Below are 13,306 nucleotides of genomic sequence, written 5' to 3' on the forward strand. Positions count from 1 at the left end.
TGCCGACCGGCTACTTCTGAGCGGTACGCGCTTCTCCTCGTCAGCGTATTCGGATCACAGTCGGTTGGACGGCTGGTGTGGTGGCGCCTGGCGACGGTGGGGTGGCGCCCGGTTGGGGCACCGCACCCGGATCGCCCGGTACCGGTACGGGAATCGGTGCCGGCGGTGGGGTGGACAGCAGCCCGCCCTTGGTTCCCTGTGCCACGACAGGGTCGGCGTCCGCCAGTGGCAGGGCCGGGACGCCGGCGAGCGCCAGACGCATCGACCGGCCCCAGATGATCGCAGGGAGGTCGCCGCCGAACACCCGAGGCCAGGTCCGGCCGTCCGCGGTGATCCCTCTCAGTGGGTTGCCCTCCGGGCCCTTCGGGTTGCCGACGGCGACCGCGGCGGACATCTGCGGGGTGTACCCGACGAACCAGGCGGCGGTGTAGTTGTCCATGGTCCCGGTCTTACCCGCGGCCGGGCGTCCGACCGCCGCCGCGTTCGGGTACCCGGTGCCCTGCGTGACCACGCCTTCCAGGACGCTCGTGGCGGTGTCCGCCACCCCGGCGGACACGACCCGCTGGCAGACGGGCGCCGGGGCGATGTCGACCTTCTGCCCGGTGGAGTCGGTGGCCGAGGTGGCATAGCGCGTATCGCAGTGGATCCCGTGCGCGGCGAGTGTCGCGTAGGCGTCGGCCAGATCCAGGGGTGCGATCTTCGGGTGACCGAGGGTCAGATCGCCCTGTTTGGAAGAGATTCCCTTCAGGGAGGACGAGGGGATGCCCAGTCGGTTCGCCATCTTGACGACGGCGGGTACGCCGACTTTCTCCTCAAGTTGGATGTAGTAGGTGTTCACCGACTTCCAGGTCGCCTCGGATATATCGTAGATGCCGCTTTCGTCCGGCTCGGCATTGGCGTAACCCTTGGGGCAGTCGCTGCCGTCATGCCGGTCCGCGAGGGGGAATATCTTGGAGACGTAACAGGCCGGCGAGTAGAACTGGGTGTTTAGCCCGTAGCCCGCCTCCAGGGCCGCGGTGAGGGTGAAGGCCTTGAACGTGGACCCGGGCTGGAACACCGCCTTGGTCGGCAGTGGTTCCTTGGTCTGGTTGGCGGCGGCGTTGGAGCCGAAGACCCGGTTCACCGCCATCGCCAGGATGTTGCCGGTTCCCGGTTCGACCACCACCTCGGTGGCCGACACCGGGTTGGTCGGGGCGATGACGGCGTTGACCGTGTCCTGCGCCGCCTTCTGGACCTTGGGTTGCAGCGTCGTCTGGATGACCAGACCGCCCTCGTAGACCCGGCGGGCGCGTTCGGCGTCGGTCGCGCCGAGCCTCGGATCGCCCAACAACTGGGAGCGGACATAGTCGCAGAAGAACGGGGCGCTCGCGGACTCGCACGAGTCCTGAGCCGCCGCGGCCTGGGCCTGGACCACCTGCACCGGGGTGGCCTTCGCGGTGTCGGCCGCGGCCTGTGTGATGTAACCCAGCTCGGCCATCCGGTCGAGGACGACGTCACGGCGGGTGTGGGCCGCGTCAGGGTGGTTCACCGGGTCGTACAGGGACGGGCTCTGTACGAGCCCGGCCAGCAACGCCGCCTGCGGCAGGGTCAGGGTGGTGATACCGGTCCCGAAGTAGTTCTGGGCGGCGGTACCCACGCCGTAGTTGCCGTTCCCGAAGTATGCGATGTTGAGATACCGCTCGAGGATCTCGTCCTTGGTGAGCTTCTTCTCCACTTCCCCGGCGTAGCGCGCCTCCTGCAGCTTGCGTTCGATGGACGTTCCGGCGGCGTCGTCGCGTTGCTTGTCCGTACGGGCGTTCTGCAGAAGCACGTTCTTGACGTACTGCTGGGTCAGCGTTGACGCGCCCTGCTGGACATCACCTGCCTCGCTGTTGCGCAGGGCTGCCCGGACCACGCCCTTGATGTCGATCCCGGCATGGGAGTAGAACCGCGAGTCCTCGATGGCGACGATCGCCTGCCGCATGATCTGCGGGATGGCCTTGCCGTCGACAACGGTCCGGTTCTCCGTGCCGCGCAGGGTAGCGATGAGGCTGCCGTCGGCGGCGACGATGCGGGAGCTCTGCGGGAGCGGCGGAGTGACCAGTTCGGCGGGCAGCGAGAGGTAGTGGTCGGCCGAGGCTTTCGCGAACAGGCCGACAGCGCTGACCACGGGCAGGAACAGCAGGGCGAGACCGACTCCGGCGGCAATGGTGATCATCCCGATGCGGGTGAGCAGGTCGCGGTTGAACAGCGGTCCGGTACCACCTGCGCCCGTGGTGCCGCCACCCGCTCGACCGTCCCCCGCGACCGGGTCCGTACCGGCTGACCCGGTCATGGCCGCGAGGTTGTCGGAGGGCTGCGGTGCATCCGAGGCGACGCCGGCGCCAACCGTCCGACGTCGCGGTCGTGCACGGTTTGCGGAGTCTCTCTGGGCGGCCGTCGACGTCACCTCCTGTGATGGGCCGGACAGGGCGATGGGCGCCTGCGGCCAGTTCCCACGACGCCAAGCATGCGTGACGCCGTCCAAGGCATTGTCGCCGCCCCCGCATACTGCTGGCATTCGCCGCGCGTGGTCCGCGTCAGATGTGGGGATGTTGATCCTGGTGGTTCTGGCCGGGGGTGAACGCCCGGACGGTGGAGTTCCCGGGTTGTCCGGCGGTGTCGGGAACGGCTGGGCGGTGTCGGGACGTCGAGCCTGTCCCGGATGCAACGGTATGGACCCGAACATCCCCTTCGTATCGGCGACCGGATCGTGGCCGACCCGGACCCTGGCCGACCCGGTTCACAGTGTGGCCCGTCCGGTGGTGAAGGCCCCTGATGTCCGGGCTACGCATATCGTGTTGCCTACAGTGGTCCCGTGACCACGGGACTGCTCCGCAGTGGCGCGGAGGCGGGCACGATGGGCCGTAAGGACAGGGACCAGGGTAAGGACCAGGACGCGGTCATGGGCAGGCGCGCGGACGACAGCGGCAAAGCCGCGGCCGCAGGCACCGGCGGTGCGGGCGGCTATGGCAGGCAACTGTGTCCCACTTGCCGTGGTATGGGTGAGGTACCGAAGTTCTTCGCGGGTGAGGACTCCGACGGCGGCTTCACCACGAACCGTCTGGTCTGTTGCGGGACCTGTGACGGTGCTGGCAGCGTTCCCGGACGCACGAGGTGAGCGCCGAGGCGGCCCCGGGCGACAGGCCGCGTGAGCCGGTCACGCGCGAGGTGAACATGCTCTGCCCGACCTGTGAGGGCCTCGGCCGGGTGGGTTCGCTCCAGGTCGCCAGTGTCACTGGTGAGCCATGCCAGATCAAGGTCACCTGGCCCTGTCCGGATTGCGGGACCGACGGGCACCGCCCGTTCGCGCCGCCCGTCTGACCGGCCCGTTCGCGCCGCCCGTCCGCGCCGCCCGTCCGATCGGACGGAGCACCCTGCCGGGGTGGGTGTCAGGTCTGCATCCGGAGCAGGCGGCGAGCTTTCTGGGCGTCGAAATCGAGGGCCTCGACCGGTGTGGAGGCGAGCCGGTGGTTGAGCCGACCGAGTCCACGGACGTCGGCGGCCACCTCGGGATCGGTGAGGACACGCAGAGCAAACGCCAGGTCGCGGGGGCCGATGTCGTAACGTCGTTCGAGTTCGTCCGCGTAGGCGGCGGCGACGAGGTCGCGCTCGCCGTATTCGCGGTGGCCTCCGGCGGAACGCATGGGGATGAGCAGGCCGAGGGACTCCCGGTAGCGCAGCATCCGCGGGGTCGTGCCGAGGACGGTCGCAGCGCGGGTGATCGGGAGCCGCTCGCTGGGACGCAGGCGAACGTTGGTCCGGATTGCATCGAACACGCGTCTTACATCTGGTCTTCCCGACATGGTTGATCTCGTTCCTACCTATCTTGACAAGAAGATGTCAGGTTACTTGACAGTGTGGGCCGGTGACCGAAAGGGTGACGGTGGTCGCGTGATCCCCGGTCGCGTGATCCCCGGTTGCGTGATCCCCGGTTGCGTGAGACTCGCAGCCCCGTCGACAGGAGAAGCCGGATGGCAGAACTGCCCAAGAACGATGTGGCCGACCTTGCTCTCGCCCAGCAGGGCAGGACGCGGATCGAATGGGCGGACCGGTCCATGCCGGTTCTCCGCCAGATCCGCGACCGTTTCGCGCTTGAGCGCCCGTTCGAGGGTGCGAAGATCGCCGCCTGTATGCATGTGACGACCGAGACCGCCAACCTCATGCGGGCGCTCGCGGCCGGTGGCGCCGAGCTTGCGCTGTGTGCCTCCAACCCGCTGTCCACCCAGGACGACACCGCCGCCGCGCTGGTCACCGAGTACGGCATCCCCACCTTCGCGCGCAACGGTGTGGACCGCGACGGCTACTACGCACATATCAACGCTGCGCTGGACGGCGCTCCGCACTATGTCTTCGATGACGGTTGCGACCTGGTCAACACCTTGCACACCACCCGGACGGAGCTGCTCGCAGGCATCCGCGGCGGTTGCGAGGAGACCACCACCGGGGTCATCCGGCTGCGTCAGATGACCAAGGACGGTGCGCTGCGCTTCCCGATGGTGGCGGTCAACGACACCGACACCAAGCACATGTTCGACAACCGGTACGGCACCGGCCAGTCGACGCTGGACGCGATCTTCCGGGCCACCAACACCCTGCTGGCCGGCAAGACCGTCGTGGTCGCCGGGTATGGATACTGTGGCCGGGGCGTGTCATCGCGGGCCAAGGGTATGGGCGCCAACGTGGTCGTCACCGAGATCGATCCGACCAAGGCGCTGGACGCCGCAATGGACGGCTTCCGCGTCCTGCCGATGATTGAGGCTGCCGCCATCGGTGACGTCTTCATCACCGTCACCGGCAACCGGGACGTCCTGCGTCGCGAGCACTTCGAGGCCATGAAGGACGGTGCGATCTTCGCGAACTCGGGGCACTTCGACATCGAGATCGACATTGTCGCGCTGTCCGACCTGGCGGTCTCCGGCCCGCGTCGGGTACGCCACCAGACCGACGAGTACGTGTTGGCCGATGGCCGCCGCCTGCTGCTGCTCGCCGAGGGCCGACTGGTCAACCTGGGGGCTGCCGAGGGCCACCCGGCCGCGGTCATGGACATGTCCTTCGCGGACCAGGCGCTGACCGCCGAGTGGCTGACGAAGAACTGGCAGTCGCTCACCCCGGGTGTCCACGACGTCCCGACCGAGATTGATAAGGAGGTCGCGCGGCTCAAGCTGGCGACGATGGGTCTTGCGATCGACGTGCTCACCCCGGCGCAGGAGGCCTACCTTAACTCCTGGGAGCACGGCTCCTGAAGTCACGGCGAAATCAGCTCGGGGGGACGAAAGGTCCGGGCGGGGGCTTCTCGGCCTGATCGGTCGGCTGGGTCTGATCGGTCTGCTGGGTCTGCTGGGTCTGATCGGTCGGCTGGGTCCGCTGGGTCTGCTGGGCGATGGTCCGGTCGGGTTGAGGCCAGCTCGGTTGTGGGCCGGGGGGCACGGCGGGATGCCTCCCGGCCGGGTACCCGGGGTATCCGGGCGGATACCCCGGGTACTGGTATCCCCAGGTTGGATTGTGCGCAGGGCCGGGCAACCATGCGGGTACGCCACCGAAAAGTCGCCGGTGCGCGCGTGCGGTGCGTTCGGCGAGGACCGCGGACAGGTACGCCCCGCCAGGTGTGCCCGGTGGTGGCGGAGGCGTCACGACCGCCTGCACGGAGGCGACGAGCTGGCCGCCGAGGCGGTCACGTGCCTCGGGTGACAGGTCCTGCACGCGGCCGAGGAACTGGCGGACGGCAAGCGCCAGGGTGTCCCCGAACGAGGACAGGTCCAGGGTCGACGCCCACGCGGCGAGCTGCGGCGGCATCGTCGCGGGCACGGTGTTACCACGCGGGATGCGTTCCTGCAGGACAACTGTGCCGGCGAGTAGATCCCCGAGACGCTTGGACTTCTCCGAGATCAGCATGCTGATGACGGCCGGGACCCCCAGGAGCGCACCCGGTCGCTCGACCACCGCACCGACCAGCCCCCGGACGAAGGCATGACGGAAACGGATCGGCCCCCCGTCGTCCCGGACGACCCGCAGCCCCATGGTCGCCTTGCCGACGGTGCGTCCCTTCAGGAGCGTCTCCGTTGCGACTGGGTATCCGACCACCACGAGGACCAGCACGATCAGATATGTCGCGGAGGCGAGCGCGTCGTCGTCCGGGGCGACGATCTCGAACGTCAGCCAGGCCAGCAGCAACAGCGCGATGAACTGAAGGCCGAGATCCACCAGGCCGGCGATGCTGCGTGAGCCGAGCCGGGCGATCCGAAGGTCGATCGGAACTGCCTCACCCGTGACGAACTGGCTCACGCGGCGCCTCCGGTCCGTGCGGGTATGTGTCTGTCCACCGCCATCCTGTCGTGTGACGGTCCCGTCGACCATCATGCGCTCGCGCGACAGCGTGACCAGGGGGCCACGGGAACCGGACAACCTGGCCGGCGCGTATACCCCACCCGGGGAGAACCACCCGTTATTCTTCTCCCGTTGTTCCCGATCGTCTGATGTGTGCCGATACCGGAACCGGGTCCTGAACGTGGTGGAGAGGCGGGAGACGCGATGGACCTCGACGCGTATGTCAGCCTCCACCGCGGTGAATGGGCCCGTCTGGAGGTTCTTGTCCGGCGGGCCGCGCGGCCGCGCCGGATGTCCGGCGCGGAGCTCGACGAGCTGGTGGAGCTGTACCAGAAGGTTGCCACGCACCTTTCGGTGATCCGCAGCCGCTATCCGGACCCGATGCTGGTCGATCGGCTCGCAGGTACGGTGACCCGGGCGCGCTCGGTCGTCGCCGGGACCCGGGACCCGGGCTGGTATGCCGTCGCCAGGTTCTTCACCGTGACATTTCCGGCGGCGGTGTACGTGCGCCGGGTCTGGGTGCTCGCCACCTGCGTTGCCTGCCTCGCCGTCGCCGTCGCGCTCGGCCAGTGGGTGGTACACACCCCCGCCGCGTACAGCGGCCTGCTCCCGTCGAACGAGGTACAGGAACTGTGCCGGACGGACTTCGCCCGGTACTACTCGGAGAATCCCGCGTCCTCCTTTGCCGCGCAGGTGTGGACGAACAACGCCTGGGTGACGGCCTCCGCCATCGCTTTCGGTGCACTGCTGGGGTTGCCGACCCTGGCCGTACTGCTGGCGAACTCGGTCAACCTGGGGATCACCGGCGGCTACATGGCGAGCTGCGGTGAGTCGTCGCAGTTCTTCACGCTGATCCTGCCGCACGGGATGTTGGAGCTGACCGTCGTCTTCATCGCAGGCGCGGTCGGGCTGCGCCTCGGGTGGACCGTCATTGATCCGGGTCCGCGGCGGCGGGTCGAGGCGCTGGCCGCGGAGGGCCGGGCCGCTGTCGGGATCTCCCTCGGGTTGGCCGTGGCGCTCGCGTTCAGCGGTCTGATCGAGGCGTTCGTGACGCCGTCGTCCCTGCCGGCCGGGGTTCGGATCGGCATCGGGGCCGTCGGGTTGGGGCTGTTCGTCGGGTACATCAGGGTTTACGGGCGTCGTGCCGTGGCCGCGGGGGAGTCGGGCGACCTGGACGGCGATCTGTCCGCCGACCTCGCGCCGACCGGGTGACCCGCGTCGACGGAGCGGTCCGGTGCACTGCTACAGGCCGCCGGTGGACTTGAGCGTCAGGTAGATCTCGGTGACGGCCGCCGCGAAGGTCGCCGGTGGCGCGTCCACGACCTGCACACCGCGGTGGCGCAGCATCCCGGTGAGCTGGCGCCGTCGCAGCAGCGTCTGTTCTGCCGCCGCGGCCGCATAGACAGCGCGGACGTTGCCGCGTCCGGTCGAGAGTTCGGCCACGCGAGGGTCGCTCACCGCCGCGACCAGGACGGTATGCCGGGCGGTCAGCGCCGGCAGCGCTGGCAGCAGGCCTTCTTCGATCACCGCGGGTGCCAGTTCCGTGAACAGCACGACCAGGGAGCGTCGTCCGGCGGTGCGTAACACCGACGAGACGATCGCGCGATGGTCGGCCTCGGCGAGCACCGGCTCCACCAGCGCCATCGCCGCGCTCATCCGGACCAGGAGATCCAGGCCACCCGTCGCAGGCAGGATCGCCTGCGCGGCCGTGTCATGCGCGATCAGGCCGATCCGGTCGCCGGCGCGGGCGGCGACGGCGGCGAGCAGCAGTGCGGCGTCCATCGCGTGGTCAAGACGTGGGGTGTCGCCGATCCGGCCGGCGCTGGTCCGCCCGGTGTCCAGGACGCAGACGACCCGGCGGTCCTGCTCCGGACGGAACGACTTGACCGCCACCGCGCCGCGCCGTGCGCTGGCCCGCCAGTCGATCATGCGGACGTCGTCCCCTGGAACGTAGTCGCGAAGGCTGTCGAACTCCGAACCCTGCCCTCCGCCCCGCAGCGTCACATCGCCTTCGATCTCCTGGAGGCGGGCGAACGCCGCCGGAACGTGCCGGCGGGAGGTGAACGGCGGCAGTACCCGCAACGTCCACGGTGCGCTGTGGCGTCCCTGCCGGCCGGCCAGACCGAGCGGCCCCAGCGAGCGCACGGTGATGCGGAACGGGCGGCGGTCACCCCGCCGGGTGGGCCGCAGCACCACCTCGAAGAAACGTCGCTGCCCGGCCGGGACCGTCACGTTCAGGATCCGCGGCTGCGCGCCGGACGACGGCGGCCAGGCGTCCCGGACGCGGGCCCTTACCGTCCGCCGGCCGGTGTTCGTCACCGCCAGAACGATCGTCACCGGTTCGCCGAGCCGTGCCGAGGTCGGCCCGGACCGGGTGAACTCAAGCCTTCGCACCCTGCCGGCGAGCATGATGTCCGCCCCGACCATCAGCAGGAGTGCGGCGTTGACCAGCACCAGGGTCGGCGCCGGAGCCGGGGAGAGCAGCACGGCCAGTACGCCGGCGAAGGCGAGCATGGCGGCCCGCCCGGTGATGGCCACTGTGCGCCCGCTACCGCGGGACGGGCACGGTGGCCAGCACCTGGTTGAGGACGGTGTCCGCGGTGACGCCTTCGAGTTCGGCCTCGGGCCGCAACGCGATCCGGTGTCGCAGGGTGGGGCGGGCGAGTGCCTTGACGTCGTCCGGTGTGGCGTACGTCCGCCCGGACAGCCACGCCCAGGCCCGTGTGGTGGCCAGCAGGGCGGTTGCTCCGCGAGGTGACACCCCGAGCTGGACAGAAGGGGCCGCACGCGTGGCCCGGACAAGATCGACGATGTAGCCGAGTATTTCCGGATGGATCTGCACACCGCCCATGGCCCTGCGGGCGACGGCCAGCTCGGACGGTCCAGCGACCGGCCGGATCCCGGCCGCGCCCAGGTCGGACGGGTCAAAACCGGCCGAATGACGGGCGAGGACCCGGATCTCGTCGTCCCGCGGCGGCAGCGACACGGCCAGCTTCAGCAGGAACCGGTCGAGCTGGGCCTCCGGAAGCTGGTAGGTGCCTTCGTGCTCGATCGGATTCTGGGTGGCGATGACCGCGAACGGCACCGGCAGGCGGCGTGGCGACCCGTCGACACTGACCTGGCGTTCTTCCATCGCCTCGAGCAACGCGGCTTGGGTCTTCGGAGGCGTTCTGTTGATCTCATCCGCGAGTAGCAGGTTCGTGAACACCGGCCCCTGCCGGAAGGCGAACTGTGACGTACGGGCGTCGTAGACGAGCGAGCCGGTGACGTCGCCGGGCATCAGGTCGGGGGTGAACTGCAGCCGCTTGGTGTCGAGGGACAGAGCCGCGGCAAGGGCTCGCACCAGCAGGGTCTTGGCAACACCCGGGACGCCTTCGAGCAGCGCGTGGCCGCGGCAGAGCAGCGTGACGACAAGGCCGCTGACGGCGGCGTCCTGACCGACGACGGCCTTGCCCACCTCGTCCCGCAGCGCTATCAGTGCCCGGCGTGCCGCTTCGGGATCATCCGGTACACCTGGGCGTGCCTGCGTACCGGTTGCCGGCGCATCGGCCGCGGGGACATTGCCTGCCGGCGCATCGGCCGCGGGGACATTGCCTGCCGGCGCATCGGCCGCAGGGACATCGGTCGGTGATGCGCTGACCCGAGTGGCGTCGTCGGGTGCCTCAGCGGGATGCGGGTTCGGTTCGGTCGGCAGGGATGACCCGGTGGCTGTGACCTCTCGTGTCGGTGGGGTTACTGTGGTGTTGCTGAACGTTTCGGGGTTGTTCATCCCAGGGTCACCTGTCGGTCCACGGTATCGAGTTGGTCCGCCAGCTCCACCAGTTTATGATCTTCAGTGGTCGCCCCGTCTACTGGGATCATTAACCCGTTTGTCGGGGTCTGACCGGTCATGTCGGAACCGTACAGGAGCGATCCGATCTCGACCGGTGACCGCCCGGTCCGGCCGGCGACCGAGGCGACGAGGGCGGTCGGGTCGGGCTCGGCCGACCGGGTCTGCGTCGGCAGCCTGAGACGTTTGGCCAGGCGGGCCCGCAGGCCCGCCCGCAGCACTGCCGCGGCCAGTTCCCGGGCCTGCGCCGCGGCGTAGAGACGGCCCCGGCCCTCGACCGTCTCGGCGGCACGCACCACGACCGCAAGCTGTTCGGACACCGGTGGCCCCATTCGTCGTCCCCGCCACAGCGCGAGGACGACGGTCGCGATGGCAAGCTGAAGGCAGGCGAGCAGGACCCGGTCGGGGAGCAGGTCGCCCAGACCGCGCTGGGCGGCGACCGAATCGGATCCGCCCGGCTGCGGGATCGCCCATGACAGAACTCGGTGTCGGCTCAGCAGCCCGATCGCGAGCGCGGCATTGCCCTGCTCGTCAAGGTGCTTGTTGGTCATGAAATCGGCGCTTCCGACGAGGACGAGCCGTCCGGGCTGGGCCCCGGCCCGCGTCGGACCCGGCAGGTCCACGACGACCAGGGTCGGGGTCGAACGTACCGGGTAACAGGCGGTCACCCCGGAGGCGCCGGGTCGGGTGATGCGCAGACCCGTCCCTCCGCCGAGCGTGGCGGCCTGCGCCGTCACGGCCTCGGGCAGCCGACATGCGGGCGCGGGTGCCGCGGGCGGAACGCCGCCGGTGGTGGTGACGGGCAGGTGCAACGTGGCAAGGACAGCCGTGTCCGGTTCGAGGAGCACCACGTCGGTGCCGCGCCCGACCGCCGCGCCAAGCCTGTTGAGCGCCTCCGGGGTGGCGCGTTCCGGGTAGGCGACCACGATCGTCCCACCGGCTGTTCCCGGACCGGACGCAGCCTCGGCCGGGTCGTTCGTCGGCGCAACCTCGACGCCACGCTCCCGGATGAGCGCTGCCAGTGCCCGGGTCCCACCTGGGGCGGCCGACGTTGTGTCGAGCGGACGACCGCCAGAGCTTTCGATCATGGATGATGCTGCCGCATAGACGATGACCAGCAGGGCCAAAGCGGCAACGACGCGGACGGCACGGCGGACCGTCCTCGGGTCAGGCCCCGCTCGCAGCGTGCTGAGGGTGGTCAAGCCGGCACCGTGAAGGTGGGTGCGGCCTGGCCTGCCGGGAGCGGCCGGATGCCGGCCAGCGTTTCGTCCGCCCGCACCACGACCTGGTAGGAGGCCCGCGACGCGTCGCGCCCGCCGTACCAGACCTCGCTGAACACCGTGACGGCCGCCCCGAGCATGGGCGTGGTCCCAGGATCGAGCCTGCCGACCTCGGCGACAAGCTCGCCCGCGGTACGTCCGGGCCGGGGTTCCAGCACTCCCGTCTCCTCCAACATCCGTACGATCGCGCGTAGCCGTGATCGCACCGCCTCCCCGAAGGCGCCCGCGTCGGCAAGTCTTTCGGCTTCGGCCCGCAGGGCCGCCGCCGACAGCGGGCTGCCCAGCTCAAGGTCGGCTGGCGCTGTTCTCGCGTTGCGACGGACAGGGCCGAGCCGGAGCCGCACGGCAATGACGACCACGGCGACCACGATGACGACGGCCGCGATTCCGAGGCCGTGGCCCGACGACTGCGTGGCACCCGTCCAGAGATTGGTCAGTCGATCGTCGATCCAGCCCACGACGCGCTCGGGCCAGCTCGGCTCGGCCTGGCGGTAGATCGCCCTGGACAGTTCCCGGTGGGCTTGGTCCGCCGCGCCGTCGCGGGTTACCGGTGGCCCGATCATCACCTCCTACTCGTACCGCGGACTGGCTGCGGCACGGTCCCGCGCCGTCTGGGCGAGTGTCACGTCAAGCCCCTCCAGCCGGATGCGACGGTCAATGTAGACCAGCGCGACGACCCCAGCGATGATCGGCGTGGTCACGGTGTTGCCGACGATGCTGAGGACGGCGTTCACGAACAGGCCGAGCGCGGTCAGGTCGCCGCTGTAGGGATCGGTCATCGAGCTGGAGTTGCGGATCACCCCGAGAACAACCCCGAGAACAATCCCGAGAACGAGCGCGATGATGCCGGTAAGCAGCAGGATCCCGAAGGTCCGCCACCAGGCACCGCGGACCAGCGCCCACGAGCGCCGCATGGCCGTTCCGATCGTCCCGCCCTCGAGGACGTAGGCGGGAGTCGACAGGGCCAGCGCGACCGCCACGAAGACCGCGCCGACAAGCAGCCCGATGATTCCGAGGATGGTCAGAAGTGTTACCGCGATCGACAGGCCGATCAGTCCACCCAGGCGAGGTCGGATACGTTGCAGCACCTCCCCGCTGTTCATCCTGCTGCCCAGGGTCGCCTCGCTGACCACAATGCTCAGTGCTCCGGCGAGGGCGATGCGGACAACGAGCTCCAGCCCGGTACCCACAAGGCCGAAGAAGATCTCGGTGCCGCTGGAGCTGCGCTGGCCGATGGCGGTCAGGATGGTGCTGACGATCTGGACGACAGTGGTCGCGGCGACGGTCAGCCCGATCGTCGCGCCCGGGTTCTGGCGCACGGCGGTGAAGGCGCCGTCGAGGATCTCGCCCACGGCCAGCGGTCGCAGCGGAATGATTCCCGGCTTCTCGGCCTGGACCTGCGGACCCCATTGCCCGCCTCCGCCCGGCTGCTGTTGGCCCCAGCCGGGCGGTGCCTGGGGTTGGCCCCAGCCGGGCGGGGGTTGCTGTTGGCCCCAACCGGGTGGGGGCGGTGCCTGGGGTTGGCCCCAGCCTGGCGGGGGTTGCTGTTGGCCCCAACCGGGTGGGGGCGGTGCCTGGGGTTGGCCCCAGCCTGGCGGGGGCGGTGCCTGGGGCTGGCCCCAACCCGGTGGTGGCTGCCGTTGGCCGTCCGCGGGGTTGGGACTGCCCTGCTGAGGCTGGTTCCAACCGGGTTCTTCGGTCATGTGGGTCTCCTTGCTGTCCGGGTATCCCGATCCGCCTTGTGGGCGATCATCCCAGTCTTCCGTGCGTATCCGTCAATACCGGCAGGCCTGTACGGGACTTGGCGGATGAGATCGTGCCAGACCGCCGATGTTGTTTTGTCGAGCGGTAC

11 protein-coding genes are annotated in these 13,306 nt (G+C 69.6%); 3 read left to right on the forward strand and 8 right to left on the reverse strand.

Features of this window, described 5'->3' with window-relative positions:
• Positions 1-40: 40 nt before the first annotated feature.
• The gene (locus NBW77_RS01005) at positions 41-2,314 is read right to left on the reverse strand and encodes a transglycosylase domain-containing protein (RefSeq protein WP_242605632.1); all 2,274 of its coding nucleotides are present in this window, start codon (positions 2,312-2,314) and stop codon (positions 41-43) included.
• Between the two features lie 522 nt (positions 2,315-2,836).
• On the opposite strand from NBW77_RS01005, the gene NBW77_RS01010 reads away from it, so the two are divergent.
• A complete protein-coding gene (locus NBW77_RS01010; protein WP_131745685.1) occupies positions 2,837-3,139 on the forward strand; it encodes a hypothetical protein in 303 nt (100 codons plus the stop codon).
• Positions 3,140-3,410: 271 nt separating this feature from the next.
• On the opposite strand, the gene NBW77_RS01015 is transcribed toward NBW77_RS01010, so the two are convergent.
• The gene (locus NBW77_RS01015; protein ID WP_242605633.1) at positions 3,411-3,797 is read right to left on the reverse strand and encodes a MerR family transcriptional regulator; all 387 of its coding nucleotides are present in this window, start codon (positions 3,795-3,797) and stop codon (positions 3,411-3,413) included.
• Positions 3,798-3,992: 195 nt separating this feature from the next.
• Here NBW77_RS01015 and ahcY point away from each other — a divergent pair, with 195 nt between their 5' ends.
• Entirely contained in the window at positions 3,993-5,264 is a 1,272-nt protein-coding gene (gene ahcY, locus NBW77_RS01020) for an adenosylhomocysteinase (protein ID WP_250279150.1), read from the forward strand.
• Between the two features lie 13 nt (positions 5,265-5,277).
• Here ahcY and NBW77_RS01025 read toward each other — a convergent pair whose 3' ends face one another.
• Positions 5,278-6,303, reverse strand: coding sequence for an RDD family protein (locus NBW77_RS01025; protein ID WP_242605634.1), 1,026 nt, complete (start codon positions 6,301-6,303; stop codon positions 5,278-5,280).
• A gap of 246 nt (positions 6,304-6,549) precedes the next feature.
• Here NBW77_RS01025 and NBW77_RS01030 point away from each other — a divergent pair, with 246 nt between their 5' ends.
• Entirely contained in the window at positions 6,550-7,557 is a 1,008-nt protein-coding gene (locus NBW77_RS01030; RefSeq protein WP_131745688.1) for a stage II sporulation protein M, read from the forward strand.
• A gap of 30 nt (positions 7,558-7,587) precedes the next feature.
• Here the strand turns inward: NBW77_RS01030 and NBW77_RS01035 are convergent, their stop codons facing one another.
• From NBW77_RS01035 to NBW77_RS01055, 5 genes are read right to left on the reverse strand one after another with little or no spacing between them, the layout of a single operon-like run.
• A complete protein-coding gene (locus tag NBW77_RS01035) occupies positions 7,588-8,883 on the reverse strand; it encodes a DUF58 domain-containing protein (protein ID WP_131745689.1) in 1,296 nt (431 codons plus the stop codon).
• A 10-nt stretch (positions 8,884-8,893) separates the two neighbouring features.
• On the reverse strand, positions 8,894-10,114 hold the full coding sequence (locus NBW77_RS01040; protein ID WP_242605635.1) for an AAA family ATPase: 1,221 nt from the start codon (positions 10,112-10,114) through the stop codon (positions 8,894-8,896).
• Positions 10,111-11,376, reverse strand: coding sequence for a DUF4350 domain-containing protein (locus tag NBW77_RS01045; protein WP_250279151.1), 1,266 nt, complete (start codon positions 11,374-11,376; stop codon positions 10,111-10,113). The genes NBW77_RS01040 and NBW77_RS01045 overlap by 4 nt, the downstream gene beginning before the upstream one ends.
• Positions 11,373-12,017 carry a DUF4129 domain-containing protein gene (locus NBW77_RS01050; RefSeq protein ID WP_131745690.1) on the reverse strand — a complete coding sequence of 215 codons (645 nt, stop codon included), beginning with the start codon at positions 12,015-12,017 and terminating at the stop codon, positions 11,373-11,375. The genes NBW77_RS01045 and NBW77_RS01050 overlap by 4 nt, the downstream gene beginning before the upstream one ends.
• Before the next feature lie 6 nt (positions 12,018-12,023).
• Positions 12,024-13,157: a DUF7847 domain-containing protein gene (locus NBW77_RS01055; RefSeq protein WP_250279152.1), complete on the reverse strand. Its 1,134-nt coding sequence runs from the start codon at positions 13,155-13,157 to the stop codon at positions 12,024-12,026.
• Between the last annotated feature and the right edge of the window lie 149 nt (positions 13,158-13,306).

This window comes from Frankia sp. Cppng1_Ct_nod, from assembly GCF_920656135.1.
Taxonomy (GTDB): domain Bacteria; phylum Actinomycetota; class Actinomycetes; order Frankiales; family Frankiaceae; genus Protofrankia; species Protofrankia meridionalis.

Bases quoted from the DNA above. Each gene is read 5' to 3' on its own strand.
- NBW77_RS01005 (WP_242605632.1), bottom strand. From the start codon at position 2,314: ATGACCGGGTCAGCCGGTACGGACCCGGTCGCGGGGGACGGTCGAGCG.
- ahcY (WP_250279150.1), top strand. From the start codon at position 3,993: ATGGCAGAACTGCCCAAGAACGATGTGGCCGACCTTGCTCTCGCCCAG.
- NBW77_RS01030 (WP_131745688.1), top strand. From the start codon at position 6,550: ATGGACCTCGACGCGTATGTCAGCCTCCACCGCGGTGAATGGGCCCGT.
- NBW77_RS01040 (WP_242605635.1), bottom strand. From the start codon at position 10,114: ATGAACAACCCCGAAACGTTCAGCAACACCACAGTAACCCCACCGACA.
- NBW77_RS01050 (WP_131745690.1), bottom strand. From the start codon at position 12,017: ATGATCGGGCCACCGGTAACCCGCGACGGCGCGGCGGACCAAGCCCAC.
- NBW77_RS01055 (WP_250279152.1), bottom strand. From the start codon at position 13,157: ATGACCGAAGAACCCGGTTGGAACCAGCCTCAGCAGGGCAGTCCCAAC.